The sequence below is a fragment of the Roseibium sp. RP-7 genome (assembly GCF_053005225.1).
In genome coordinates, this window is sequence record NZ_JBRKQA010000001.1 from 2,353,574 (window position 1) to 2,377,509 (window position 23,936).

The following is a 23,936-nucleotide window of genomic DNA, read 5'->3' on the forward strand; positions in this document are numbered from 1 at the left end:
ACGTCAGATTGCAGTGAGGGCCTGCTCCATGTCCGCAATCAGGTCGTCGCAATGCTCGATGCCGATGGACAGCCGCAACAGGTTTTCCGGAATGCCGGAGCCTTCTCCCTCGATGGTGAAACGATGCTCGACAAGACTCTCGGTGCCGCCGAGGGAGGTTGCTCGCTGGAACAGGTCAAGCGCACCGGTGACATTCAGGGCGGCCGTTTTGTTGCCCTTGACCTGAATGGACATGAGCGAGCCAAAACCGCCGGTCATCTGGCTTTTTGCAAGTTCGTGATGAGGGTGGCTCTTGACGCCGGGATAAAGCACGGCTTCCACTTTCGGGTGTTTTTCGAAGTGTTCCGCGAAAACCTGTGCCGATCTATTCATGCGCTCCACACGCAAGGCAAGTGTCCTGAGGCCCCGGAGCAAAAGCCAGGTTTCGAATGAGCCGAGCACGGCGCCGGCCAACTTGCGTTCCTCGGTCAGAAACGCCCAGGCTTCGCTGCCGGCATTGTCGGTTGTGACGACGCCACCCAGAAGGTCTGAATGACCGTTGAGGGCCTTGGTCGCCGAATGCATCACCAGGTCCGCTCCGAGCGACAGAGGCTTGAGGATCAGCGGTGTTGCGGCGGTCGCATCGACGGCAAGCAGGGCGTCCGCCTGTTTGCACTGGTTGGCGATGTTCTTGATGTCGGCGACCTTCAAAAACGGATTGCTGGGCACTTCAAGCCAGACAAGATCCGGGCGAGTGACGGCTATCTCGTCCTGGAAGGACTGAAGGTCGCTTGCATCAGCTTCTACGAGGGCAATGTTATTGCGTGCACACATCTTGCGCAGGAACAACGTGGTCCCCCAGTAAATGCCGGACTGGGCAAGCAGTGTGCCGCCTGGCTTGACGATGCGGGCGACAGCGGCGACAGCAGCCATGCCGGATGCAAACAGCCGGCTGTCTTCTCCCCCTTCAAGAGCGGCGATCAGTTTTTCGGTCTTCTTGAAAAGCGCATTGTCGTCACGGCTGTAGATATGACCCGGGTTGACCAGCTCATAGGTTTCGTCACGCACGAATGTGGTAGCAGTCTGTATCGGCGGCACGATGGCGCCTGTTGCCGCATCAAAACCGCCGCCGCCATGGGCCAGCAGGCTGTCGAGGTGAAGGCCATGGGCAATGGAGGGCGTTTTCGGCATGGGAGAGCTCCGTGAATGGGGGTCCCTTCGGGTTATCGCCGTCTGCTTCGATAATCAAATGAAATCAATCCATTTGGGAGAGCGGTGCCGACTTGCCTCCAAAGGAATATCGAGAAGGCGAACGCGGGGCAGGTAACAGAAAAACGGGCCGGAACTTGAAAAGTCCGGCCCAATTAATTCGAACGCCGAAAGTCTGCTCAGCGTATCAGGTGCCGCGTCAGGCGTGCTTCGATTTTGTCCCACAGGCGGCGCAGCATCTCTACCAGGAACAGATAGATCACCGCTGCCCAGATGTAGGCCTGGAAATCATACGATCTCGAGTAGGCCCGTCTGGTTTCTCCAAACAGATCGAACACCGTCACGATTGCCGCAATGGCGGAACCCTTGAGCATGAGAATGATCTCGTTGCCATAGGGCCGCAGGGCAACGATCAGTGCCTGCGGCAGGATGATCTTGAAGAAGGTAATCTGCTTGTTGAGGCCGAGAGCAGCAGCCCCTTCCCACTGACCTCTGGGCACGTTTTGAATGGCACCGCGCAGGATCTCGGCCTGATACGCGGAGGTGTTCAGTGAAAACGCGAAGATCACGCAGAACCAGGCTTCCCGGAAAAGACCCCACAGGCCGACTGCCTCCAGCTGTGCCTGGAAGGTGCCTGCGCCATAGTAGACAAGGAAGGTCTGTGCCAACAGCGGTGTGCCGCGGAAGAAATAGACGAAGCAATAGGCAGGCTTCGATAAAAGCCACCATTTCGACGCCCGTGCAGCTGCGATGGGCACGCTCAGCACCGCACCTATCAGCAACGACAGGCCGACGATCTGAAGGGTAACCAGAAAACCGCTGAGGTACTCGGGCCAATACTTCAGCACGAAAGGACTGGCGACGTTTATCGCCAGATAGTAGAGCAGCCAGGCACCGGAGACGATCCAAAGCGCCATGAGGACATGGCCGAGAATTCGCGTCTTGGTCCAGCCCCGGGGCGGTGCGGGCGGCCGTTTCAGGCCTGTGGCGGGGTTAGCGGAGATCATCGTGCCGTATCTCCGCGTTTGCTCCAGCGCTCAATACGCACGAGACCGGTGGACGATATCATTGCCAGGACAAGGTAGATCAGGCAGGCAATGCCAAAGAACATGAAGGGTTCCTTGGTCACCCTTGCGGCGATCCCGGACTGGCGCATGACGTCAGACAAGCCGACCACCGAAACGAGCGAAGTGTCCTTGAGAAGGACGAGCCAGCTGTTTCCAAGTGCGGGCAGTGCGAGCCGGATCAATTGCGGCAGTACCACCAGTCGAAGGGTTTTGCCTTTCGACAGTCCAAGCGCATATCCGCCTTCGTATTGTCCCTGCGGGATCCCGCGAAAGGCGGAAAGAAACGCTTCGGAAGCGTAGGAAGAAAAGACGAAGGACAGTGCGATGACACCGGCGACAAACGAATTGACTTCAAAATAGAAGTCGAAGCCGGCCATCTTCAGCAAGACCTGTATCGCGATCTGTAGGCCGAAGTAGACCAGGAACAAGGTCAGCAGTTCCGGCAAGCCCCGGAAAAGAGTGGTGTAGATATTGGCCGCCAGGCGCAAGCTGGGTTCCGATGACTTTTTCGCAAGCGCAATCAGAAATCCCAGAAACAATCCGAACGGCAAAGTCACTATTGCCAGGCAGACGGTTACAACCACGCCCCAGGCAATTTCGTCTCCCCAACCCTCTGGTCCGAAGGAGAGTAGCGTCAAAGCTTCATTCATAAGCCGGCGCTTCTTTCTGTTTGTCGTTGTTATTCCGGCCGCCCCTCCGGCCGTACTGCGGGATTTTTCCCTGCAGGTGGTGCAGCGCACAGGGCGCGCTGCACCGGAATGCGATCAACTGGAGGTCAATCAGCCGCCGTAAACGTCGAACGTGAAGTACTTGTCGTTGATTTCCTTGTACTTGCCGTTCGCCAGGATGCCTTCGATGGCCTTGTTGAACATTTCCTTCAACTCGCCGTCGTCCTTGCGGATGGCAATGCCGGCGCCTTCACCGTTGATCACGGGATCCGGCGTCAGGGTGCCCAGCAGCTTGCAGCAGGCACCGTCGTCAGTCGCCAGCCAATCGGACAGAACCACAACGTCGTCAATGACGGCATCGACACGGCCGCTGGCAACGTCGAGCTTGTATTCATCCGGCGTCGGATAAAGCTTCAGGTCCGCGGACGGCAGCTTTTCTTCAGCATAGTTGGAGTGGGTGGTGGAGGACTGTGCACCAAGTGCGACACCCTTGAGGTCTTCATCCGACGTACCGGTCAGAGCGGAATCCTTCGGCACGGCAATTGCCGGCGGGGTGTTGTAGTACTTGTTGGTGAAGTCGACCTTTTCCTTGCGCTCTTCAGTGATCGACATGGAAGCGATCACGGCGTCGAACTTACCGGCCTGCAGGGCGGGGATCATGCCGTCCCAGTCCTGGGTAACGAATTCGCACTCGACTTTCATTTCTTCGCAGAGTGCCTTGGCAATATCGATGTCGAAACCTATCAGCTGGCCGTCTGCGGTCAGGGAGTTGAACGGAGGATAAGCGCCTTCGGTGCCGATACGCACCTTTGACCAGTCTTTCGCCTCAGCGCCACTCACGGCAGCCAGTACTGCTACTGCGGCCGCAGCCATACGCAATACACGCATATTTTGTTCCCCTAATATCTTCTTCGCGGCGCAAGCGGGTTCGTCCCGCCTTCTTGCCCGAGCGCTCTATTCCATACACTTCGGTTCAAATTTCAAGCATGCCTACGAAAAAAACACAGCGTGATTTCGCCGAATTTTCAATTTTTCCGGCATGTCGTTGGGGAAGCGTCAAGTCATTGTGGAAACCTGACTGTTCCCTGAGGCCTTTTCTTCGTGCTGTAGAAGCATGCCACCCTGAACCAAATGTCGGCCGAAGGGCAGAAATCAGGCTTTTGAGTCGGCTGTTGCCTCTGCTGCTTCAGCTTCCCGGGAAGCGTCGTGAACGTCGAGAACGGATTGCAGGGTAATCACCGGGCGGGAAAGCGCATCCCCTGCATCTGCCCCACGATAGGGTGTCGGCGAGACAACCGGCTGCTTTGTCAATTCGGCGATCTTTTCTTCGTGAACAGCCCTGTTTCTGGGGGAAAGGTTGTCCAGACCGAGTTCGGTCAGCCCGTGATCTTCAAGATACTTGTGCCGAATTCGCTCTTCTTCAGGCAGTTCACGCCACTCTGCATATTGTTCCGCAAGAATGCTGCGGAATTGCAGAAACCGGCTTTCGGTTTCGCTTGGCTGCTTTTGGGGCGCCTTGGCGGATTGCGGCGACACGGAAGGCGTGGGCGGCAGAGCAGATGTCATCAGATCCTCTTTCTGGCTGCAAGCATTGTCAAATATGCAAGCAAAAATTGTGCCGAGAGGGGATATTAAAAACCCTGATGAATCTCATGAACTTATTGAATTTGAAGCTGGAAGCCGAACTTCCTAGGAAAAGACTACCCGGTGACACATGGTTATTTCTGCCGGGTTTCGGAAAAGGGCCCAGCAATGTCGGACTACGAACTTTTCATCGGAAACAAGAACTACTCTTCCTGGTCTTTCAGGCCGTGGATCGCTCTCAGGAACAAGGATATTCCATTCCGGGAGACCCTGGTTCCTTTCGATTTCGAGAATGGAAATCCGGAATTCGCGGCATTTTCACCAAGCAGAAAAGTACCGGTTCTCAAGGATGGTACCCTGACGGTGTGGGACAGCCTGGCGATCCTGGAATATGTCGCCGACTGCTTTCCGGACAAAGGCCTGTGGCCAAAGGACAAGGCCAAACGCGCCTGGGCACGGTCAATCTCGGCGGAGATGCATTCCGGTTTTACCGCTCTTCGCAGCGAATGTTCCATGAACATGCAGCGCCCTGTGGCGGCAAAAGCCGTCAGCGACGCGGTTAAGGGAGAGGTCAACCGCATCGTGACCGTCTGGAAAGAATGCCTGGATTCATCAGGCGGTCCTTTCCTGTTTGGCGATTTCACGATTGCCGACGCCATGTATGCACCCGTCGTCAGCCGTTTCGAGACCTACCAGCTATCCAACGACCCTGTGGTGAGCAAATACAGCGAAGCCATGAAGGCAACCGAGGCCTGGAAAGTCTGGGAAGAGGCCGCACTCAAGGAAACCTGGGTCGTCGATACCGAGTGAGGTTCCTGTCAGCCCGGCGCCAGCCGCCGGGCGGCCATCAGGCCGTAACCGCGTTGCTGGCCAAGGCAGTGTCCTCATGTTGCTGAAAATCACTACTGCCTGAAGCAGGCTTGCCGGCGTATTGGAATGCGCCTTCGTCTTCGAAGAAGCTATAAAGGCTGTCGACAAACCGGCGTACTTTCAGCGGAATGAACCGATTGGAAGGATAGACCGCATGGACCGGGTGCGGCGGGTATTGCCATTGTGGCAGCACCACTTCCAGGTCTCCCGTTCGCAGGTACGGCTCGATGAGCCAGCGATTGGAGAGCGCAATTCCGAGACCGGCGAGTGCCGCACGGCGCAGGGTCGAAGAGTTGTTGACCAGCATTGTCGGCGTGATCTTGATAGACAGCTTTTCACCGATCGGACTGATGAACGGAACCCGGTTCCCGGTCGCGATGTTCTTGTAAAGCAAGTAATCGTGATCGGGCAGCTCGTCGGGATGGACAGGGCGTCCACGTTTATCCAGATAGTCTGGTGATGCCACCAGGCAGCGCTGAGCAAGCCCAAGCCTTCGAACAATCAGCCGGTCGTCCTCGATCTCGCCCATGCGGATTGCCACATCGAGCCGTTGCTGGATGACATCGACAAACTGGTCGGACAACGACACATCCAGCAAGATGCCAGGGTGATCCTTCTTGAAGCGGATCAGGAAGTCCGAAAGGATGGTTTCCGCGAAGCCAAGAGGCAGCCCCACCGATAGCGGCCCGGACATCTGGGCCTCCTCGCTCTGAACGGAGCGGTCGGCCTCATCGAGGCGCTCCAGAATATCCCTTGCGTAGGCATAATAGCGTTCCCCGGCTTCCGTCAGGCTGAGTTGACGTGTGGTCCGGTTCAGCAGTCTGATGCCCAGATCGTCTTCAAGCGCCCGAACCTGCTGGCTGACGGCAGGTTGCGAGATGCCGAGGAGCTTTGCTGCTGCTGAGAAGCTGCCGAGATTGACAGCCTGCACAAAGCCGGAAAGGGAGGAAAGCTTGTCCATGGCGGCCCCAGTTGGAGAGCGAATGAGGAGCGACCTCATACATAAGCACGGGTTATGAGTAATATAAGATATTGGCCGCTTTAAAAACAAAGCCAATGAAACACTTTTAGGACTGCCGGACCGATCCAACGGTTCGAGCGTCAAAGTTTTCCATCAGGTCGAGCCGGGAGGCCAATTATGACCACTTCACAGATTTCCGTTTCCAGACGTTCGCTGCTCGGTGCGGCTGCCGGGGCAGGGGCGCTCGCCGCTGCCGGTGGTGTCACTTTTCTGTCCGCACCCGCAGAGGCCGCTGTCGATCAGGCCGGAAAGCCGATGGCAGGCGCACTCCGCTACAAGGTCGGCGATCTTGAAATCACCGCCTTGCTCGACGGCTATCTCGATGTCACGCCGGAACTGGTGATCGGCTACGACGCATCAGAAGGTCAGCGCCTGAGAGATGCAGCCATGGTTGAAGGTGAGGCGTTGCGCATTCCCGTCAATGCCTACCTCGTCAACACCGGTGACCGGCTGATCCTTGTCGATGCCGGCACTGCGGATGCTCTGGGCCCGACCATGGGGCGTCTGCCGGATGCCTTGGCAGCCGCAGGTGTATCGCCCGATCAGGTGGACTCGCTATTGATTACCCATATGCATCCGGACCACCTTTTCGGCGTGATCGATGGTGACGGCAACAAGGTGTTCAAGAATGCGGAACTGATCCTCCCGGAGGTGGACAAGGCCTTCTGGTTCGATGATGCGGCAATGAACGGCGCTCCCGAGCAGTTCAAACCCTTCTTCCTCGGTGCACGCAAGGCTGCCGACGCCTACAAGGACAGCCAGACCCTGATTTCCGGCGACAAGGAAATCCTGTCCGGCATCCGGCCGATGGCTCTTCCGGGTCACACGCCTGGGCATACCGGCTATCTGTTCGACAGCAACGGCGAAACCCTCGTGATTGCGGGCGATATCGTCCATATGGCCGTCTATCAGTTCAACCGGCCGGACTGGGGTATCGGGTTCGACATTGATCCCGGGCAGGCAGTGTCGACACGCAAAACATTCCTGGACCAGGCCGCCGCCGACAAGTTGTTCTTTGCAGGCGCGCATATTCCGTTTCCCGGTATGGGCCGTGTTGCAAAGGACGGCGAGGGTTATCGCTTCGTCCCGGCCAACTGGCCCTACGCCTACTAACGAAGAAACTCTTTCTGGCCCGGCAACGCTGCCGGGTCAGCGCAGTCCGAACCCGGAGAAGGGCAGGAAGGACACCAGCTCACCCTTGCGGATCGAGGTCACGTCTTCAGGTATTTCGATAAGACCGTCGGCTTCGCGCAGGCCAGTGATCAGGCCGGAGCCGTCGCGCTGGAATTTATGCGCTGCAAGTGATCCGTCTGGACGAGGCTTCAGATAAGCACGGTAGAACTCTCGGCGGTCCGGCTTTTTCTTGGGAACTTCGAAGGCTGCCGGAACCTGAAAGGCCTGCGGCTCCAGAAAAGCACCTCCGCCAAGAACGCTGAAGACCGGCCGTGCGTAAAGCAGAAAACAGACCATCGCGGCAACCGGGTTTCCCGGCAGTCCGAGGACAACGCAGGATCCGATATTTCCGAACATCATCGGGCGGCCAGGCTTGATAGCAAGCTGCCACATGTGGCGTTTTCCGATCTTGTCCAGAACCTTGAGCATGTGATCTTCCTCGCCGCGGCTTGCTCCGCCGGTGGTCAGGATCACGTCATGGCTGGCTGCTGCCGTCGAAAGCACCTCTTCAAGTGCGTCGGCGTCATCTTTCAGAATGCCCAGATCGTCGATCTCGACAGGCAGCGTTGCGCACAGGCTGCGCAGCAGAAAGTGGTTGGAATCGTAAACGTCTCCGAGCGTGATGAGGTCGCCAGGCCGGCGTAGCTCGTCGCCTGTCGACACTAGGGCCACCTTCAGTTTCCGGTAAACGGAAACGTCTGCCTGTCCGGTGGACGCGATTGCCGCGATATCTTGCGGGCGCAAGCGCTGACCGGGGCTCAGCAGCGTCGTTCCCTCCGCCACGTCTTCTCCCGCCTTGCGGCGGTTGGCACCCGTTTTCAGGCCTTGCGGCACGATCACGAAGTCCTGCCCATCCTGCTGGTGCGTTTCACAATCTTCCTGCATGGCGACCGTATCTGCACCGGGTGGCATCACCGCTCCAGTAAAGATCCGGGCTGCTGCCCATGGGCCAAGATCGGCGTTGCTCGCGTGCCCTGCAGCTATCCTTTGTTCCAGACGGAAGAAACCTCCGGCTTCCTCGAAATCGGCGTTGCGGAAGGCGTAACCGTCAACGGCCGAATTGTCGGCCAGTGGCACGTTGCGGGGAGCGGTCACCGTATCTGCAAGGATGCGTTCGGCGGCATCCTGCAGGGGTACGGTTTCGGTCTCGGCAATGCAATGCAGCCGCTGTTTCAGGATCTCCAGCGCCTCTTGGTGGCGCAAGCGGTCCTTGTCGTGTAGGAAGCAGTCATCCAGAAGCTGTTTAACGGTCATGTTGTCGACCTTTTCAGCCCGAGATGGGTCTCGATGAAATTCGCCATGGCGGCAATGTCGTCCAGATGAAATACCGGCAACACCTCGTCCGGTAAATCGTGATCGGTTGCGATGGCCAGAATATTCGGATCGGAAACGGCAAGGGGGCCGCGTTCGCTTGCCTCGGTTCTGCGTGCCTCGATCTTCGGATGGGGTTCGCTCTTGTAGCCTTCGATCAGGATCAGGTCGCAGGGAGCAAGCCGCTCCAGAACGTCTTCCAACGGCGGCTCGTCTTCCTCTTTCAGTTCATGCATCAAGGCCCAACGGCGTCCGGACACCAGTGCAACTTCCACTGCACCTGCTTCGCGGTGCCGGAAACTGTCCGTGCCCGGCTTGTCGATATCGAAGCCGTGATGAGCATGCTTTACGGTCGAAACCTTCAGGCCCCGCGCGGTGAACTCGGCCACGAGGCTGGCCACGAGTTGTGTCTTGCCGGAATTCTTCCAGCCGGTGATGCCGAATACAGGGGTGGTGGTCATCTGGAATGTAAGCTCAGCGCGTCTCTGACAGTCGAAAGGTCATCAGGTTTGTTGGCATTGAAAAAGGGGTCCAACCCGTTGTCAGGATCCGCATCGAAGGCGACTTCGACACTGTCGTAACAGTCGACAAAGGCAAGCACCTTGCCTGTCTTGCCGGATTGCAGCCAGTCCTCGAGATCCGCTTTCAGGCTGACAGGCCAGAGGCCGAAGACAGGGTGGAGCTTGTCCGCAGAGGAGGCGAGGGCAATGACCGGTCTGTCACCGGGGACTGCGGCACAGAACCGGCTGACAAGGCTGGTAGGGAAAAACGGCGTGTCACCGGCTACCGAAATCACATGGCTGATATCCGGTCGCTCGTTGTGAGCATAAGTCATGCCGGCCAGAACACCTGCCAGTGGCCCTGCAAAGTCGCCTACCGGATCAGCGGCAACAGGCAGCTGAAAGCGCGCAAACCGGTCAGGGTCACCATTGGCGTTCAGGATTATATCGTGCAGCTGTGGTTTCAGACGGGCGAGGATCATATCAAGCATCGTCTTGCCGCCAAGATCCATCAGGCTCTTGTCGCCGCCGCCCATTCTGCGGGATTGGCCGCCGGCAAGTACGCAACCAAGCACCTTGCTGCTCTCAAGGGTCTTCTTGTGTCTGGTCATTCTGCCGGGACGCTCCCTTTTCGGCGGGCCGTATCCGGCTCGTCTTCCACGTCGCTTGCGGACATGTCGAACACGATCCTGTCGTGACCGGACAAGGCAACGAACCGCTTGCCGCGTGCGCGGCCGATCAGCGTAAGGCCGGCCTTGCGTGCGAGTTCGACGCCCCAGGCGGTAAACCCCGAGCGTGACACGAGGATCGGAATGCCCATCATCACGGTCTTGATGACCATTTCGGAGGTCAGTCTGCCAGTGGTATAGAAGATCTTGTCGTGCGCGGGGATGTCGTTCAGGACCATCCAACCTGCGATCTTGTCGACCGCATTGTGGCGGCCGACATCTTCCATGTAGACCAGCGCACGGTCTTCCTGGCACAGAACACAGCCATGGATCGCCCCCGCCTCGAGATAGAGGGAAGGTGTTGTGTTGATGGTTTTGGTCAGCGCATAGAGCCAGGAAGTGTTTAGACGGGCGTCCTCTGCGAGTTGAACGGTATCGAAGCCGTCCATGACATCGCCGAAGACTGTCCCCTGGGCGCAGCCGGAGGTGCGCACCTTCTTCTTCAGCTTTTCCTCGAAATTGGTTTCGCGCTCGGTGCGAACCACCACAACATCCAGATCGTCGTCATGGTCGATGCCGGTGATGACATCGTCCTCGGCCAGCATGTTCTGGTTTTTCAGATAACCGACGGCGAGAAGGTCCGGATGATCGCCAATGGTCATCATGGTGACCACTTCCTGAGAATTCAGGTAGAGGGTCAGGGGTTTTTCCGTCACGACACGCGTTTCGACCGGCTGTCCGTCCTGATCGATACCGGTTACGGACGTCGAAAGACGCGAATCTTCCGGGTCGGGTTGCAGCACATATGAGCCTGACACAGGCAAACGACTCCATTTGCTTCGATTGTCTCAACACTATGGGACGCGATTGCCGCGGGGCAAGGTGTTACTTTGCCGTTTTGGTTCGCGAAAGTGCCATGAAGGCACCGCCAGCCAGCAGTCCCCAGAATGCACCCGAAACACCCAAGAAACTAACCCCGGAAGCCGTCACCATGAAGGTAATGATGGCACTGTCCCTGTCAGCGGGAGCCTTTGTGGCTTCGCTGATGGAAAAGGCAAAAGCCCCCAGCAGGGCCAATCCCGCAACGGCTTCGATCAGGATAGTCGGCGTGGCCGCGACAAAGGCCATCACCAGCCCTGCGAATAGGCCGAACAGGACGTAGACCGCACCTGCGGTCACGGCCGCCCAGTAACGCTTTGCCGGATCCTTGTGCGCATCTTCACCCGCGCACATTGCTGCCGTGATGGCGGCAAGGTTGACCGCATGTCCGCCGAATGGGGCGGACAACACACTGAAGACGCCGGAGAGAGTGAAAAGCGGACCGCTTTTGGGGTGGTAGCCATAGGCGGACAGCACAGCCACACCCGGGATGTTCTGGGACGCCATCGTCACGATGAAGAGCGGCAGCGCAATACTGATCAATGCTTCCAGTGAAAACGAGGGTGCGATCCAGACTGGTTCGGTGATCGGCTGGACGTTGCTCAGGTCGATCGGGCCGCTGCTCGAAAGGCCGATCGCGAATGTCATGACCATGGCAAGGGGAACCGCGAAGAGCCTGAAAAAGCGCAGGGCAATCGCCCAGACGGCAATGATGGCTAGTGCGCTGTAAGGCAGTTCTGCGACGGCTCTTACCGGCGCAAGGCACAGTCCGAACAGGACCCCTGCCAGCATCGCGTTGGCAAGTGGTGCCGGAATGTCTGCGACCGCCCGTCCGAAAGGCTTGATCAGGCCCGCGAGTACGATAAGCGCGCCACAAACCAGAAAAGCACCAACGGCTGCCGAAAAGCCTCCTTCGAGCGGGCCGGCTGTCGCAAGGAGCGCGGCACCGGGTGTCGACCACGCGATGCTGACGGGGATCTTCGTGGCAAGGGAGGCAACGATCGCGCAAAGGCCCATGGAAATGGACAGTGCCATCAGGCCGCTGGTTGCTTCGGCTGGGGAAGCGCCGGCTGCTGTCAGCCCTTGAATGACGATAGCGAATGAACTTGCAAAGCCGACAATGGCGGCAAGAAAGCCGGCTGATACCGGCTGAAGGCCGGCGAACCTGCCTGACATGATGCAATCCCCCAGTTAACAAGGGCGCACAATATCGGCATGCCTGGCAATCGGACTAGGACCTTGCGGCCACGGACCAGATAATATTGCGAAACATGTGATGAGCTGGGGCTCTGCGGCAGAAAACCCGGAGCGGCTCAGATCATCAACATGTCGTTGGTCAGGCGGCCTTCCTGAAGTTCCTGCGCGAAATGTCCGAACGCCCGGTAGGCTTCTTCCCGCGTTACGTCGGCAGGGTGGTCAAGCAGAGGGCGCAGCACGTCGTGCTTGGAAGCGGCCAGGCCATCGGTCAGGTCCCGGAAGAACATCAGTGAATTCGGGAACAGCCGGAAATCCGCCGGTTCGTGAATGATGCCCTCGATGGCTTCAAGACGCGGATCGTTCATCACGCAATAGACGGTATCAAGCACCGGGCCGGTCAGGCCTTCCAGAACCTGGATGATGTGCTGATCGACCAGCAGAAGCGCACCGGTTACGCCGGCCTTTCTGTTGATCCGCCGAATACGCAGCAACGTCTTGTCGATTTCGTCGGGCAGGGGCAAACGCATGTTGCCCCAGTTGATCTTGCTTCGGTAGCAGGCGCGGTAAAGTTCCATGGCGTATCCATCCTTTTGCCGATGAAACCAGCCTGCGCTTCAATTCCTCACATTTGCTTAAAATTTGAATCAAATACGAAGAAGAGCTTTTCGTGTTACCGAAGCGTTGCCAAGTCCTCCGCAAAAGTGTGCTTTGCGGTCCGGTGAACAGAACAAGAAAACTGTGCAAAACAACGTGCGCACATCTTTGTGTGGATAAGGAGGTCAGGCACCAGCTTCGAGCTTGAAATCCAGACCGGCTCTTACGGCAGGCCACTCGTGAGGAAGAATCGAATAAACCGCCGTATCCCTGAGCGCTCCGTTGGGCGAGCGCTGGTGGGATCGCAGAACACCATCCAGTTTGGCACCTAGCCTTTCGATGGCGGCGCGGCTTTGGCGATTCATGAAGTGCGTCCGGAATTCGACCGCGATGCAGTCCAGTTCCTCAAACGCATGTGCCAGCAGCATGCGTTTGCATTCCGTGTTGAGGCGAGTGCGCTGCACGGCCTTGCGATACCAGGTCGAACCGATTTCGACGCGCTTGTTGGCCGCATCGATGTTCATATAGGTGGTCATGCCGACGGCCTTGCCGGTTGGCGTCAACACGGTGAACGGAAGCATCGAGCCGGCTTCCTGAAGCGACAGCCGTCTTTCAATTTCCGCCCGAACGGCATCCGGCTTCGGGACGCTGGTATACCAAAGCTTCCACAGTTCGCCGTCGGCGGCAGCTTCAGCCAGATCGGCAGCGTGGGATAGGCTCAAGGGCGCAAGTGTGCCGGTACTGCCCTTCAGGGTTACGGGGAGAGGCCAGGCCATCATGTGTCTCCAGTCGAATTGGCAGGTCAGAACGGGCGCTCTTCACCGCTCCATTTGAAGAACTTTCCGGTATCGGTAACAGACAGGGAACAGGCAATCTTCAGAACGCCCCGCGCCACATCCACCGGGTCATTGTCTGCCTGCTGGCCGCCCATGTCTGTACGCACCCAGCCCGGGTCTATCAGCGCGACCGGAATGCCTTCGGATTCCAGATCGGTCGCCAGCCCCTGCATGACCTTGTTCACTGCCGCCTTGGAGGCTCGGTAGGCGAGGGTGTCCGACTTCCGGTATCCCATCCAGGCCATCTGGCTGGAGATGGTCAGGATTCGACCGGATCCCGACCGGCGCAAATGAGGCAGGAAAGCTTGTGAGACCGCCAAAGGTGCAAGTGTGTTGACGGCCAGGGTTTCGGCAAAACCCTCGAAATCCATATCGAGTGCGCTTTGACGTTCCGGACTGATGATGCCCGCGTTGTTGATCAAAAGGTTCAGCGGGGTGTCGAGGTCGCCGGCGACCGCGCGAACGGCGGCATGGTCTCTCACATCGAAAACCAGCGGATGAAAATCTTTGCCGAGCCGTTCCGCTGTCTCGTCAGCCGACTGCTGCGTGCGGACGGAGCCGTAAACGGTCCAACCACTGTCCAGTGCGGCGCGGGCAAGTTCATAACCGATCCCGCGATTGGCTGCGGTGATGAGGCAGGTTGGCATGTCAAATTCCTGAAGCTGGAATGTCTTGGGAAGGACACTGTGTAGGGCCGTAACAAATTAACCGGGCCATCTGGCTGTTCAACGAAAACATTGTCTCCCTTTTAGGAGGAGTAACAATCGCGAGATCCAGCAGCAACCACGGCCAATTCCATGGTTATGAAAGCTTCTGAAGCTTGCGGCTTTCAACTGCGCAGGGCTTGTGTCGGATTTTCACCCCTTCTATGACTCGCGGTCTGAAACCGGAATGCGCCGTGCTTCATTTTGGCAGGTTGCCTGAAAGGAGCGGCGAACTAGAGTTCGCACCGGAAATAGCCGGTTGAACACAGTGGCCGGTGTACGAAACAGGACCGAAAGATGACCGACACCATAAAAAGCGCAGTCATGGAACGACTGAGGCAGATCAAGGGACCAGACCTTGAAGGCGATATCGTCTCGTTGGGCCTTGTCTCGGACGTGTTTGTGTCCGATGGCCGTGTTGTTTTTTCCATCACCGTTCCTGCAGAACGCGCACAGGAGCTTGAGCCTCTGCGCCAGGCCGCTGAAAAGGTGGTCAAGGAAGTGGATGGCGTCGAAACCGTGATGGTCGCGCTGACTGCCGAACGGGCGGCGGGCGGCGCTCGCAATGCGGCACCACAATCAGCTCCCAAACCAGCCCCCCAACAGCCTCGGCGACCTGCGGAAGAGCAAGCGCCTGCAAAACCGGGCGTGCCGGGCATCAAGCACATTGTTGCGGTTGCGTCCGGCAAGGGCGGTGTTGGCAAATCCACCACCACGGCGAACCTTGCCTTGGCGATGGCCTCCCTCGGAAAGAAGGTCGGCGTCCTGGATGCCGATATCTACGGTCCTTCGGTGCCGCGGCTGTTCAATGTCTCCGGCAGGCCGGAAGCTTTGTCGGGCAGAATGCTCAAGCCAATGGAAGGCTATGGCATCAAGGTGATGTCCATGGGCTTCATGGTGGAAGAGGAAACGCCAATGATCTGGCGTGGTCCGATGGTGATTTCCGCGCTTACCCAGATGCTGCGCGAAGTGGCCTGGGGCGAACTTGACGTCCTTGTGGTCGACATGCCGCCGGGAACCGGCGACGCCCAGCTCACCATGGCCCAGCAAGTGCCGCTGGCCGGAGCCGTTATCGTGTCGACACCGCAGGACCTTGCCCTGATCGATGCCCGCAAGGGTCTCAACATGTTCAAGCGTGTCGATGTTCCCGTGCTGGGGATTGTCGAGAACATGAGCTACTTCCTGTGCCCCGATTGCGGTGGTCGCCATGATATCTTCGGCCATGGCGGAGCGCGCGCGGAAGCGGACCGGCTGAACGTTCCGTTCCTGGGCGAAGTTCCCTTGACGATGAAGATCCGTGAAACCTCCGATGCCGGAACACCGGTGGTGGTGTCCGATCCGGAAGGCTCGGTCGCAGGCATCTACAAGGACATTGCCGCCAAGGTACTCGACAGCATTGATCGGGAGAGCGCGGAACCCACACGAGCCGCCCCCAACATCGTCTTCGATTGATGCAGGGCAGGGTCGATCCCTGAGCAATTCCTGATTAGGCGACGAGACAAGTTTTGGCCACGGCGAGAGCTGTGGCCTTTTTCATCCGGGTTTAGCTGGCTGCAGGACTGGCGGTGTTGATCGCAGATTTATCCGTGAAATGCAGCAGTTTCCACCCGTTGCGAAGGCTCGGGTCAAGCTTGCAAAGTTGAAACAATTTCAAAGCCAATGAGGAGAAACATTAGCGGTTTCTGCCGTCTTTCGATGTAGGGCCTGTAGCAATTCAGGTTTTCACGTCCGGATCACGCGGCCAATATATATTCGAACATGAATATATCGCCCGCGAGGGTGAAAACCAAAAGGTTCCTTCCCGGGCATGCTCACCAGCCGAACTCAGACTTCCAGCACCGATGCCAAACCATCCCTGGCGGTGCTTGTAGCGATTTCATCGGTCAGCCCGCTTGCCATGCAGATATACCTGCCGTCCCTGGCAGGAATGATGGTGGTCTTTTCCGCAACTGCGGGCGAGATTCAGCTGTCGATGTCCGCTTATTTCATCGCGGTTGCGGTTTCCCAGTTGTTCTGGGGGCCCTTGTCGGATCAGTTCGGCCGCCGGCCGGTAATCATTCTCGGCATGGCTTTGTTCGTAATCGGCAGCGTGTTCTGTCTGTTTGCACAAACAATCGAAGCCTTGATCGCCGCCCGGGTTCTTCAGGCAGCCGGTGGCTGTACGGGAATGGTCCTTGGCCGTGCGATCCTGCGTGATCTCTACAGCCCCAAGCAGGCGGCCAGCATGATCGGCTATGTCACCATGGGCATGGCGGTGATGCCGACAGTGGCACCAGCAATCGGCGGAATTCTGGATCAATACTATGGCTGGCAGGGCGGGTTTGTGCTGCTGCTGATGTTCGGAGTGGCGGTTCTGTGGGCGAGCATTGCGCTTCTGCCTGAAACGCACCTGAACCGAAAAGCGGCCGGTGGGCGGCAGATCCTGAAATCCTACGCGACCCTGTGCCGTGAGCCGCTCTACTGGAGCTACAGTCTGACAGCGGCGTCCAACGCGCTTGCCTACTTTGCCTATCTGGGAGGGGCTCCCTTTATCGCCGCCGATCTCCTGTCCCTGAGTGCGCAGGAAATGGGGTTCTACTTCATGTTCGTGGCGCTCGGTTATATCGCTGGAAACTTCATCTCCGGCCGGTTTGCCGAACGAGTTGGCCTGTTTCGGATGATACTGTCCGGCACTCTCATCGGCGTTGTCTGCGTGGCGATAATCTCCGGGTTTGCCTATTTCGGAGCGTTGAGCGCACCCAGCCTCTTCCTGCCGATGTTCCTTCTTGGTCTCGGCAATGGGGTTTGCCTGCCAAGTGCATTGTCCGGTGCTGTCAGTGTACGGCCGGAGTTGACGGGAGCTGCTTCCGGCCTGACGGCCTCACTTCAGGTCGCCATGGGCGCACTGGCCGGATCCATTGTCGCCTCGCTGTATGCCGATGGCCTGCTGGCCTCTTCGCCCTGGGGCATGATCCTGATGATGGGACTGGGCATCGGGTGCAGCCTGATCGCGACCGTCTGCATCAGGTTCTACACCACGCGCGCCGACCTCGTTCCGGCAGAATAGTATTGCCGGTTTTCAAGGTCGCTGAACTTGCTGTTGCATGGGTAACTGAAGGTTTGGCTGTTTAACCGCCGGTGACGCTCATGTGCCGGGAAACTGCAGGCTGGTTGCGGTTCCGGTCAATTACGAAATCATGCCCTTTTGGCTTCCGTCCGATGGCCTCATCAATCGCATCGTTCAGAAGGTCGTTGCCTTCCGAAGCGCGCAGAGGCGCGCGAAGATCCGACATGTCTTCCTGACCAAGGCACATGTATAGCTGGCCGGTGCAGGTGACGCGCACCCGGTTGCAGCTTTCACAGAAGTTATGCGTCATCGGCGTGATAAAGCCGAGACGACCACCGGTTTCCTCGATAGTCACATACCGGGCGGGTCCGCCGGTCTTGTAGGGGATGTCCGTCAATGTGAATTGCTCGCCTAGACGGGCACGCACGGTCGAGAGCGGCAGATACTGGTCCGTGCGGTCGCCGTCGATCTCGCCAAGTGGCATGGTCTCGATCAGGGTCAGGTCATGACCGTGCTCATGACACCACTCAAGCATCGTCACGATTTCATGCTCGTTGACGTCCTTGAGAGCAACCATATTGATCTTGATCTGGAGGCCTGCGGCAGTCGCTGCGCGGATCCCGTCCATGACCTTGCCAAGGTCGCCCCAGCGGGTGACTGCCTTGAATTTCTGCGGATCGAGCGTATCGATCGACACATTGATCCGGCGCACGCCGCAATCGTAGAGTTCCTGCGCGTAGCGGGCGAGCTGCGAGCCGTTGGTGGTCAGGGTCAACTCTTCCAGAGCGCCACTGTCCAGATGCCGGCCAAGGCTGCGGATAAGGCTCATGATATTCTTGCGGACCAGCGGCTCACCGCCGGTCAGGCGCAGTTTACGGACGCCTTTTTCGATGAAGGCAGTGCACAGACGGTCGAGCTCTTCAAGGCTGAGCACTTCGCGTTTGGGCAGGAAGGTCATGTCTTCCGCCATGCAATACACGCAACGGAAATCGCAACGATCGGTTACGGAGACGCGAAGGTAGGTGACGGCGCGGCCGAACGGGTCGATCATCGGACCATGTGATTCCGCTGTTCCGATTGCCGCTTGTGCCGGGACCACAATCTTGCCGTCTGTCACGTTTCGCTCTCCCTCGATTTTTATCTTATCCAGATCATATGGCGTCGATGCGGGCAAGATCAATTGAAACCGGACTGCAAATGTCCGGTTTACGGCATCAGGTAAACTCGTGAGTGTACTCTTGTCAAATCAATTGGAAAGATGCCGGAATTCGCTCGCCTGCGCGACCAGGAACCTGCATCGAAAAGCGTTCTGACGAGTGCTTGGTCCGGTCACAATCCTAGGAGCTCCACTTTACTTGCCGCTCTCCCGGAATTGGAGCCAAAAAATCCGGCACACCATTGATCCGATTGTGTTTTGCGGCGTATCTGAGCTGTAGCAAGCGGCAGGAGCAGCATGACAACACTTGTTTGGTTTCGACAGGATTTGCGCATCAAGGACAATCCGGCCCTGTTCGAGGCGGCCCGCAAGGGGCGTGTCCTTCCGGTCTTCATCCTTGAACCAGCAGAGCAGACCGGTGAAACGCACCCGCTTGGCGGGGCAAGCCTCTGGTGGCTGCATCACAGCCTGGCGTCATTGAAGGCGGATCTGCCAGGTCTGATCTTCCTGCGGGGGAGCGCGAGACACCTGATCCCACAGCTCGCAAAGGAAGTCGAGGCCGAGGCCGTCTTCTGGAATCGATGCTACGAACCACATGCAATCGAGCGGGACACCGATCTCAAGAAGGTGCTGAAAGAAGACGGGTTTGAAGTCAAAAGCTTCAAGGCGTCCCTCTTGTTCGAACCCTGGGAACTGGAGACAAAATCCGGCGGCCCCTTCAAGGTGTATTCGCCGTTCTGGAAAGCTGCTCAGCAAAAGACCATCGATGACGCCTTGCCAGCACCGGAGAAGCTGGAATTTGCGGACTACGATGGTGGTGAAAAGCTTGAGAGCTTTGACCTCTTGCCCACGAAACCGAACTGGGCAAAGGGATGGGAGGATTGCTGGCAGCCCGGTGAAGCCGGTGCTGCGGAGCGGCTGGACGGCTTCTTCGAGGAAGGCTTGAAGGGCTATGGCACATTGCGCAATCGCCCTGATCTTCCGAATGTGTCGCGCTTGTCGCCGCATCTCCACTTCGGCGAAATCTCACCCCGACAGATCTGGCATGCAACGCAGAAGGTAATGGACCGGAAATCGTCGGTTGCCGGTGACGGTATGAAATTCCTGTCCGAGATTGCCTGGCGGGAATTTGCGTACCACTTACTCTACCATTTTCCGAAATTGCCGTCGGACAACTGGCGTTCAACCTTTGATGCCTATCCTTGGCAGGAGCCGGGCGACGCGTTGGAGAAGTGGCAGAAAGGACAAACGGGATATCCGATTGTCGACGCCGGCATGCGCGAACTCTGGCAAACCGGATACATGCACAACCGGGTGCGCATGATCGTGGCGAGTTTCCTGATCAAGCATCTGCGTATTCATTGGCACCATGGCGAGGCCTGGTTTCGGGACACGCTGGTGGATGCGGACCTTGCCAACAATTCCGCAAGCTGGCAGTGGGTCGCTGGATCAGGTGCTGATGCTGCTCCCTATTTTCGGGTTTTCAACCCGATTACCCAGGGAGAAAAATTCGATCCGGAAGGTGTGTACATCCGCAAATGGGTTCCAGAGCTGCGCGATCTGGACACGCACTATCTCTTTGCGCCGTTTGATGCTCCGGCCGAAACCCTGAAAAAGGCCGGTATCACGCTTGGCGAGACCTATCCGAAACCGCTGGTCGACCATGCCAAGGCACGCAAGGCAGCGCTTGACGGCTATGAAGCGGTGAAGCAGGCGGGACAAGACGCCGCTTGACGGTGCCGGTGCTACCGGTATCGTCCGCGCGCAAGTCCCGGCGACATGTGCCGGGTGGAATCAAAGGACCCGGAGATGACCGACCCGACTGCTCCCTGGCCGACGGAACTACGCGTATCGAAAGACAAGAAGAGCCTGACTGTTGCTTTCAACACGGGTGAACGGCACGAATTGTCTGCTGAATATCTCCGGGTGTGTTCGCCTTCGGCGGAAGTGAAGGGCCACAATCCGTCCCAGAAGCAGACCGTGCCCGGCAAACGCAACGTCGAGATCATGAAGATCGAACCTGTCGGCAACTATGCTGTCCGTATCCATTTTGACGACATGCATAACTCCGGGATTTTTTCCTGGACGTATTTCCTCGAGCTAGGCAGAGATCCGGAAGCACACTGGGGTGTCTACCTGCAGGAACTGGCGGACAAGGGCCTGACACGGGATCGTTGATTGAGAGCAGGCCGGGCTGGCTGAAGCCAGTTGGAATCAGCTACAAAGAGGGTGGCTCGACCCAAGCCATCCCCCTCCATCAGGAGAAGCAGCCGAACTGCAGGGTCGTTTCATACTGGCAACCAGACGATCGTGCGTTCGCATATGGAGGGACTGCGGCTGATGCACGCGATCTGGAGGTCGCGCCATGAAACTCACTGCACCCGTCTTCCGCCTGAAGCGTGAAGCCCGAACACTCGCCCGTAGCAAATCCATCGCGTTGAGCCGCGCATTGGACGCAATTGCTGTTCGCGAAGGTTTCAGAAGCTGGAGCCATCTCGCGTCTGCTGTACGCGACAAAGGCCCGTCGGTCATGCTTTTGTCAGCGCTTGAACCCGGCGATATGGTCATCCTTGGTGCACGGCCAGGGCACGGCAAAACGGTGCTGGGGCTTGAGTTGCTTGCAGAAGCGGCCAAGGCTGGCAGAACGTCCGTGTTCTTCTCGTCAGAATGTTCTTATCGCGATGTTCGTATGAAGCTATCCGCCAGCGGGTACCGCGATCCGGAAAAATCGGGATCGTTCCGGATTAGGCTTTCCGACAACGTCTGCGCCGAGAAGATTAAAGAGACGCTGGCTGATGCTGTGCCGGGCTCCATTGCCGTCATCGATTATCTTCAGGTCATGGACCAGCATCGCTCGCAGCCACCGCTCGGTGCGCAGATCGAGGAGCTGAGACAATTTGCAAACAAGCGGCGTATCACGCTCGTCTTTCTGTCGCAGGTCCATAGAAGCTTTGATCCCGAGATCCGGTCACTGCCTGGGTTCACCGATATCCGCACAACCAATCCTGTCGATCTATCGCACTTCGACAAGGGCTGTTTCCTGCACGACGGCGAGATGATGCTGTCCGGACATTGAGCTGCCCTTCCGGTCTTTTGGATCACCGGCCGGTGTCCTGCTGAACGCAGGGCACCGGTTGCTTGAACGTCTTGAAACGTTCCGGGCTTTCGCGGGCTAATTAGAGTTGTGGCTGGCTAAAGTCCGAGTTCACTCAGGCCAGGGTGGTCTGCCGGGCGCGGGCCCTGAGGCCAGTGCATCTTGCGATCATTCGCTGAGATAGCGAGATCATTGATGCTGGCAAATCGGCGATGCATCAGGCCATTGGGTGCGAACTCCCAATTCTCGTTGCCGTAGGAGCGGTACCATTGTCCGGCCGCATCGTGCCATTCGTAGGCAAAGCGAACAGCGATCCGGTTGCCGGCAAAGGTCCACAATTCCTTGATCAGGCGGTACTCCTGTTCCCTCTGCCATTTGCTGGTGAGGAATTCCACCACTTGCTCCCGACCGACCGGAAAGTCCGACCGGTTCCGCCAAATGGTGTCCGGTGTATAGGCTAGCGAGACCTTCTCCGGGTTCCGGCTGTTCCAGCCGTCTTCCGCGGCGCGCACCTTCTGGCGGGCGGTCTCAAGGGTAAAAGGCGGCAGTGGGGGGCGCTGTTCTGTCATCGCGCAAGCTCCAGGGTCTGAATTTGAGGAGACGAGGCCAACCCCGCATGAAGGCGGGCGTCCAGCGGCTGGGGGGGCGGGGTCAAGGCTGATGTGATCACAAGTACCCCGGCAACAAGTGCGCCGAAGAGATAGAAGCCGCGCGGATATGCAGGTCTTGGTGAGAACATGGGTTTGCCTCGCAGTGTTAAACAGATAAATGTGTACCGATCTGTTCAGTTACGAGTTATATATGTACCGATCTGTACATGATTGCAAGGCGCTAACTTCGTGCCTGAGATCATTAAAACGTGAGGAGGTCGTGTTTCGGCTGTTTGGGCAGCACCTATTTTGGGCATCTTGAACGATCGCTGATGTTTGACTATTTACAAGTCAGTACAGAAAGGAAGCTCATGCGACCAAGCAAACGCGATGAACTGGTACGCAAGTCTCTAGCTGTCTTTTACAGAGACGGTTTCCATGCGACTGGCATGGATACGCTTGTTGCTGAAACAGGCATATCCAAGACGACGATGTTCAAGCATTTCAGAACCAAGGATGATCTGATCCTGGCGGTGTTGAGATACCGGGACGAGACTTTCCGGAACTGGTTCCTGCGCAGGCTGGATGAACGCGATCTTTCGCCAAGGAAAAAGCTGCTCGCAGTTTTTGATATTTTGAAAGAGTGGTTCGAAGAACCCGGTTTCAAGGGATGTATGTTCATCAAGGCATCGGCTGAGTTTCAGGACCCCGTACACCCTGCATATGCCCAGTCCACCGAACACAAGCGCCTGCTTCTGTCGGCACTCAGGAGCCTTGCGGAAAAGGCGGGGGCTCGCGAGGCGGATCTGCTGGCACGTCAGATCCTCCTTCTCAAGGAGGGGGCAATCGTTGGCGCTCAGATGGGGTTCGACCCGGATCCGTCAGGTGCGGCAAAGAACGCGGCAGCGGTGCTGATCGATGCGCACATCCCGGAAAATTGATCAAGTCTGGGATTTAGAAGTGAGCATCAAAAAAAGCCGGGCAGGGCCCGGCTTTATTTCTTGATAATTGGTGCCGCAGTTTAGCGCTTCACGATGACCTTCGAACCAACAGTCACGCTGTTGTAGAGGTGGATCACGTCTTCATTTGCCAGACGGATACAGCCGGAAGAGACAGCCGAACCGATGGTCCACGGCTCAGTCGTGCCGTGAATGCGGTAGAGGGTCGAGCCGATGTACATCGCGCGAGCACCCATCGGGTTGTTCGGTCCACCCGGCATGTAAGCCGGAAGGATACGGCCTTTCGCACGTTCACGAGCACGCATCTGTGCAGGCGGGGTCCAGCTCGGCCATTCAGCCTTGCGGGTGATGCGGTGCGTGCCGGCCCACTGGAAGCCATCCTTGCCAACGCCGACGCCGTACTTCATGGCCTTGCCACCAGGCAGGACATGATAAAGACGACGCTCGGAGGTATCGATGACGATCGTGCCTGCAGGGTACGGGCCATCATATTTCACGCGCTTGCGTTTGACCGGGGACGGGCCGCCCGGGTGATATTTCGGAGTGACCCAGGTGTTCGTGCTGTGGTCAAAGTAGCCATATCGCGGAGCTGCCTGAGCGGTCAGCGCAAAAGCGCCCGCCAGAACCGCAACCATTACAAATAATAGTTTCTTCATTCCGATCCCCCATCAGCATCGGGCTGGTGCCTCAACGATGCGATTCTCAATCAAAGTGACGTTACGAAAATGTCCTTGCCGCACTCTTAATTATTATGTCGCAAAACGGCGTTCGGGAAAATCTCACGTTGATGTGACCACCGACCATGTCCTGCGTCTGTGCTGAAATTGCAAC

The 23,936-nt window shown here is 57.7% G+C and carries 25 protein-coding genes; 8 read left to right on the top strand and 17 right to left on the bottom strand.

The features are described 5' to 3' along the window. Nucleotides 1-3 precede the first annotated feature (3 nt). The 5 genes from ACVDG9_RS10665 to ACVDG9_RS10685 form a co-directional block, all read right to left on the bottom strand. Nucleotides 4-1,170 (bottom strand): trans-sulfuration enzyme family protein, encoded by a 1,167-nt coding sequence (locus tag ACVDG9_RS10665; RefSeq protein ID WP_075283820.1) that lies wholly within the window; start codon nt 1,168-1,170, stop codon nt 4-6. A gap of 197 nt (nt 1,171-1,367) precedes the next feature. Continuing rightward, complete coding sequence (locus ACVDG9_RS10670; RefSeq protein WP_022999479.1) at nt 1,368-2,195, bottom strand: ABC transporter permease; 828 nt, start codon at nt 2,193-2,195, stop codon at nt 1,368-1,370. Continuing rightward, on the bottom strand, nt 2,192-2,905 hold the full coding sequence (locus tag ACVDG9_RS10675) for an ABC transporter permease (RefSeq protein WP_031268816.1): 714 nt from the start codon (nt 2,903-2,905) through the stop codon (nt 2,192-2,194). Before ACVDG9_RS10675 ends, ACVDG9_RS10670 begins: the two co-directional genes overlap by 4 nt. 129 nt (nt 2,906-3,034) lie before the next feature. Continuing rightward, on the bottom strand, nt 3,035-3,811 hold the full coding sequence (locus ACVDG9_RS10680; protein WP_031268815.1) for an ABC transporter substrate-binding protein: 777 nt from the start codon (nt 3,809-3,811) through the stop codon (nt 3,035-3,037). Nucleotides 3,812-4,075: 264 nt separating this feature from the next. Beyond that, nucleotides 4,076-4,489: a hypothetical protein gene (locus tag ACVDG9_RS10685; RefSeq protein ID WP_055653860.1), complete on the bottom strand. Its 414-nt coding sequence runs from the start codon at nt 4,487-4,489 to the stop codon at nt 4,076-4,078. 186 nt (nt 4,490-4,675) lie between these two features. On the opposite strand from ACVDG9_RS10685, the gene ACVDG9_RS10690 reads away from it, so the two are divergent. Beyond that, nucleotides 4,676-5,317, top strand: coding sequence for a glutathione S-transferase family protein (locus tag ACVDG9_RS10690; protein ID WP_447237937.1), 642 nt, complete (start codon nt 4,676-4,678; stop codon nt 5,315-5,317). A gap of 37 nt (nt 5,318-5,354) precedes the next feature. Here the strand turns inward: ACVDG9_RS10690 and ACVDG9_RS10695 are convergent, their stop codons facing one another. Beyond that, the gene (locus ACVDG9_RS10695) at nt 5,355-6,338 is read right to left on the bottom strand and encodes a LysR family transcriptional regulator (RefSeq protein WP_083660770.1); all 984 of its coding nucleotides are present in this window, start codon (nt 6,336-6,338) and stop codon (nt 5,355-5,357) included. 177 nt (nt 6,339-6,515) lie between these two features. Between ACVDG9_RS10695 and ACVDG9_RS10700 the strand changes: the two genes are divergently transcribed. After that, nucleotides 6,516-7,511, top strand: a complete 996-nt coding sequence (locus ACVDG9_RS10700; protein WP_447237938.1) for an MBL fold metallo-hydrolase — start codon at nt 6,516-6,518, stop codon at nt 7,509-7,511. A 36-nt stretch (nt 7,512-7,547) separates the two neighbouring features. Here the strand turns inward: ACVDG9_RS10700 and ACVDG9_RS10705 are convergent, their stop codons facing one another. From ACVDG9_RS10705 to ACVDG9_RS10740, 8 genes are all read right to left on the bottom strand, one after another. Then, a complete protein-coding gene (locus tag ACVDG9_RS10705) occupies nt 7,548-8,825 on the bottom strand; it encodes a molybdopterin molybdotransferase MoeA (RefSeq protein WP_447237939.1) in 1,278 nt (425 codons plus the stop codon). Beyond that, nucleotides 8,822-9,343, bottom strand: coding sequence for a molybdopterin-guanine dinucleotide biosynthesis protein B (gene mobB, locus ACVDG9_RS10710; protein WP_022999471.1), 522 nt, complete (start codon nt 9,341-9,343; stop codon nt 8,822-8,824). The genes ACVDG9_RS10705 and mobB overlap by 4 nt, the downstream gene beginning before the upstream one ends. Further along, nucleotides 9,340-9,993 carry a molybdenum cofactor guanylyltransferase MobA gene (gene mobA / locus ACVDG9_RS10715; protein ID WP_370200656.1) on the bottom strand — a complete coding sequence of 218 codons (654 nt, stop codon included), beginning with the start codon at nt 9,991-9,993 and terminating at the stop codon, nt 9,340-9,342. Before mobA ends, mobB begins: the two co-directional genes overlap by 4 nt. Beyond that, on the bottom strand, nt 9,990-10,868 hold the full coding sequence (gene fdhD / locus ACVDG9_RS10720) for a formate dehydrogenase accessory sulfurtransferase FdhD (RefSeq protein ID WP_447237941.1): 879 nt from the start codon (nt 10,866-10,868) through the stop codon (nt 9,990-9,992). Before fdhD ends, mobA begins: the two co-directional genes overlap by 4 nt. Nucleotides 10,869-10,935: 67 nt before the next feature. After that, on the bottom strand, nt 10,936-12,105 hold the full coding sequence (locus tag ACVDG9_RS10725; protein WP_447237943.1) for a benzoate/H(+) symporter BenE family transporter: 1,170 nt from the start codon (nt 12,103-12,105) through the stop codon (nt 10,936-10,938). Between the two features lie 137 nt (nt 12,106-12,242). Further along, nucleotides 12,243-12,701 carry a BLUF domain-containing protein gene (locus tag ACVDG9_RS10730; protein ID WP_055653875.1) on the bottom strand — a complete coding sequence of 153 codons (459 nt, stop codon included), beginning with the start codon at nt 12,699-12,701 and terminating at the stop codon, nt 12,243-12,245. A gap of 204 nt (nt 12,702-12,905) precedes the next feature. After that, nucleotides 12,906-13,496 carry a GNAT family N-acetyltransferase gene (locus ACVDG9_RS10735; RefSeq protein ID WP_447237944.1) on the bottom strand — a complete coding sequence of 197 codons (591 nt, stop codon included), beginning with the start codon at nt 13,494-13,496 and terminating at the stop codon, nt 12,906-12,908. 26 nt (nt 13,497-13,522) lie between these two features. Beyond that, a complete protein-coding gene (locus ACVDG9_RS10740; protein WP_447237945.1) occupies nt 13,523-14,203 on the bottom strand; it encodes an SDR family oxidoreductase in 681 nt (226 codons plus the stop codon). A 354-nt stretch (nt 14,204-14,557) separates the two neighbouring features. Here ACVDG9_RS10740 and ACVDG9_RS10745 point away from each other — a divergent pair, with 354 nt between their 5' ends. Continuing rightward, nucleotides 14,558-15,712 (top strand): Mrp/NBP35 family ATP-binding protein, encoded by a 1,155-nt coding sequence (locus ACVDG9_RS10745; RefSeq protein ID WP_062488941.1) that lies wholly within the window; start codon nt 14,558-14,560, stop codon nt 15,710-15,712. A gap of 355 nt (nt 15,713-16,067) precedes the next feature. Beyond that, complete coding sequence (locus ACVDG9_RS10750; RefSeq protein WP_022999463.1) at nt 16,068-17,306, top strand: multidrug effflux MFS transporter; 1,239 nt, start codon at nt 16,068-16,070, stop codon at nt 17,304-17,306. 61 nt (nt 17,307-17,367) lie between these two features. Here ACVDG9_RS10750 and moaA read toward each other — a convergent pair whose 3' ends face one another. Next, nucleotides 17,368-18,357, bottom strand: coding sequence for a GTP 3',8-cyclase MoaA (moaA, locus tag ACVDG9_RS10755; RefSeq protein ID WP_031268810.1), 990 nt, complete (start codon nt 18,355-18,357; stop codon nt 17,368-17,370). 402 nt (nt 18,358-18,759) lie between these two features. Between moaA and ACVDG9_RS10760 the strand changes: the two genes are divergently transcribed. The 3 genes from ACVDG9_RS10760 (at nt 18,760) to ACVDG9_RS10770 (ending at nt 21,538) form a co-directional block, all read left to right on the top strand. Further along, nucleotides 18,760-20,196 carry a cryptochrome/photolyase family protein gene (locus ACVDG9_RS10760; protein WP_447237946.1) on the top strand — a complete coding sequence of 479 codons (1,437 nt, stop codon included), beginning with the start codon at nt 18,760-18,762 and terminating at the stop codon, nt 20,194-20,196. Nucleotides 20,197-20,271: 75 nt separating this feature from the next. Further along, nucleotides 20,272-20,640, top strand: coding sequence for a gamma-butyrobetaine hydroxylase family protein (locus ACVDG9_RS10765; protein ID WP_447237947.1), 369 nt, complete (start codon nt 20,272-20,274; stop codon nt 20,638-20,640). A gap of 187 nt (nt 20,641-20,827) precedes the next feature. After that, nucleotides 20,828-21,538: a DNA helicase gene (locus tag ACVDG9_RS10770; protein WP_447237948.1), complete on the top strand. Its 711-nt coding sequence runs from the start codon at nt 20,828-20,830 to the stop codon at nt 21,536-21,538. Nucleotides 21,539-21,654: 116 nt separating this feature from the next. On the opposite strand, the gene ACVDG9_RS10775 is transcribed toward ACVDG9_RS10770, so the two are convergent. After that, nucleotides 21,655-22,125, bottom strand: coding sequence for a nuclear transport factor 2 family protein (locus ACVDG9_RS10775; protein ID WP_022999458.1), 471 nt, complete (start codon nt 22,123-22,125; stop codon nt 21,655-21,657). 314 nt (nt 22,126-22,439) lie between these two features. On the opposite strand from ACVDG9_RS10775, the gene ACVDG9_RS10780 reads away from it, so the two are divergent. After that, nucleotides 22,440-23,087 carry a TetR/AcrR family transcriptional regulator gene (locus tag ACVDG9_RS10780; protein WP_447237949.1) on the top strand — a complete coding sequence of 216 codons (648 nt, stop codon included), beginning with the start codon at nt 22,440-22,442 and terminating at the stop codon, nt 23,085-23,087. Between the two features lie 80 nt (nt 23,088-23,167). On the opposite strand, the gene ACVDG9_RS10785 is transcribed toward ACVDG9_RS10780, so the two are convergent. After that, nucleotides 23,168-23,761 (bottom strand): L,D-transpeptidase, encoded by a 594-nt coding sequence (locus tag ACVDG9_RS10785; protein ID WP_031268808.1) that lies wholly within the window; start codon nt 23,759-23,761, stop codon nt 23,168-23,170. Nucleotides 23,762-23,936 lie beyond the last annotated feature (175 nt).

What these genes read in the sequence shown, in the direction of transcription:
- ACVDG9_RS10685 (WP_055653860.1), bottom strand. Translation starts at nt 4,489, where the DNA reads ATGACATCTGCTCTGCCGCCCACGCCTTCCGTGTCGCCGCAATCCGCC.
- ACVDG9_RS10690 (WP_447237937.1), top strand. Translation starts at nt 4,676, where the DNA reads ATGTCGGACTACGAACTTTTCATCGGAAACAAGAACTACTCTTCCTGG.
- ACVDG9_RS10745 (WP_062488941.1), top strand. Translation starts at nt 14,558, where the DNA reads ATGACCGACACCATAAAAAGCGCAGTCATGGAACGACTGAGGCAGATC.
- ACVDG9_RS10735 (WP_447237944.1), bottom strand. Translation starts at nt 13,496, where the DNA reads ATGGCCTGGCCTCTCCCCGTAACCCTGAAGGGCAGTACCGGCACACTT.
- ACVDG9_RS10670 (WP_022999479.1), bottom strand. Translation starts at nt 2,195, where the DNA reads ATGATCTCCGCTAACCCCGCCACAGGCCTGAAACGGCCGCCCGCACCG.
- ACVDG9_RS10750 (WP_022999463.1), top strand. Translation starts at nt 16,068, where the DNA reads ATGCTCACCAGCCGAACTCAGACTTCCAGCACCGATGCCAAACCATCC.
- ACVDG9_RS10775 (WP_022999458.1), bottom strand. Translation starts at nt 22,125, where the DNA reads ATGACAGAACAGCGCCCCCCACTGCCGCCTTTTACCCTTGAGACCGCC.
- ACVDG9_RS10785 (WP_031268808.1), bottom strand. Translation starts at nt 23,761, where the DNA reads ATGAAGAAACTATTATTTGTAATGGTTGCGGTTCTGGCGGGCGCTTTT.
- ACVDG9_RS10765 (WP_447237947.1), top strand. Translation starts at nt 20,272, where the DNA reads ATGACCGACCCGACTGCTCCCTGGCCGACGGAACTACGCGTATCGAAA.
- ACVDG9_RS10695 (WP_083660770.1), bottom strand. Translation starts at nt 6,338, where the DNA reads ATGGACAAGCTTTCCTCCCTTTCCGGCTTTGTGCAGGCTGTCAATCTC.
- ACVDG9_RS10760 (WP_447237946.1), top strand. Translation starts at nt 18,760, where the DNA reads ATGACAACACTTGTTTGGTTTCGACAGGATTTGCGCATCAAGGACAAT.
- mobB (WP_022999471.1), bottom strand. Translation starts at nt 9,343, where the DNA reads ATGACCACCACCCCTGTATTCGGCATCACCGGCTGGAAGAATTCCGGC.
- ACVDG9_RS10665 (WP_075283820.1), bottom strand. Translation starts at nt 1,170, where the DNA reads ATGCCGAAAACGCCCTCCATTGCCCATGGCCTTCACCTCGACAGCCTG.
- mobA (WP_370200656.1), bottom strand. Translation starts at nt 9,993, where the DNA reads ATGACCAGACACAAGAAGACCCTTGAGAGCAGCAAGGTGCTTGGTTGC.
- ACVDG9_RS10725 (WP_447237943.1), bottom strand. Translation starts at nt 12,105, where the DNA reads ATGTCAGGCAGGTTCGCCGGCCTTCAGCCGGTATCAGCCGGCTTTCTT.
- ACVDG9_RS10680 (WP_031268815.1), bottom strand. Translation starts at nt 3,811, where the DNA reads ATGCGTGTATTGCGTATGGCTGCGGCCGCAGTAGCAGTACTGGCTGCC.
- moaA (WP_031268810.1), bottom strand. Translation starts at nt 18,357, where the DNA reads ATGATCGACCCGTTCGGCCGCGCCGTCACCTACCTTCGCGTCTCCGTA.
- ACVDG9_RS10675 (WP_031268816.1), bottom strand. Translation starts at nt 2,905, where the DNA reads ATGAATGAAGCTTTGACGCTACTCTCCTTCGGACCAGAGGGTTGGGGA.
- ACVDG9_RS10705 (WP_447237939.1), bottom strand. Translation starts at nt 8,825, where the DNA reads ATGACCGTTAAACAGCTTCTGGATGACTGCTTCCTACACGACAAGGAC.
- ACVDG9_RS10700 (WP_447237938.1), top strand. Translation starts at nt 6,516, where the DNA reads ATGACCACTTCACAGATTTCCGTTTCCAGACGTTCGCTGCTCGGTGCG.
- ACVDG9_RS10730 (WP_055653875.1), bottom strand. Translation starts at nt 12,701, where the DNA reads ATGGAACTTTACCGCGCCTGCTACCGAAGCAAGATCAACTGGGGCAAC.
- ACVDG9_RS10770 (WP_447237948.1), top strand. Translation starts at nt 20,828, where the DNA reads ATGAAACTCACTGCACCCGTCTTCCGCCTGAAGCGTGAAGCCCGAACA.
- ACVDG9_RS10740 (WP_447237945.1), bottom strand. Translation starts at nt 14,203, where the DNA reads ATGCCAACCTGCCTCATCACCGCAGCCAATCGCGGGATCGGTTATGAA.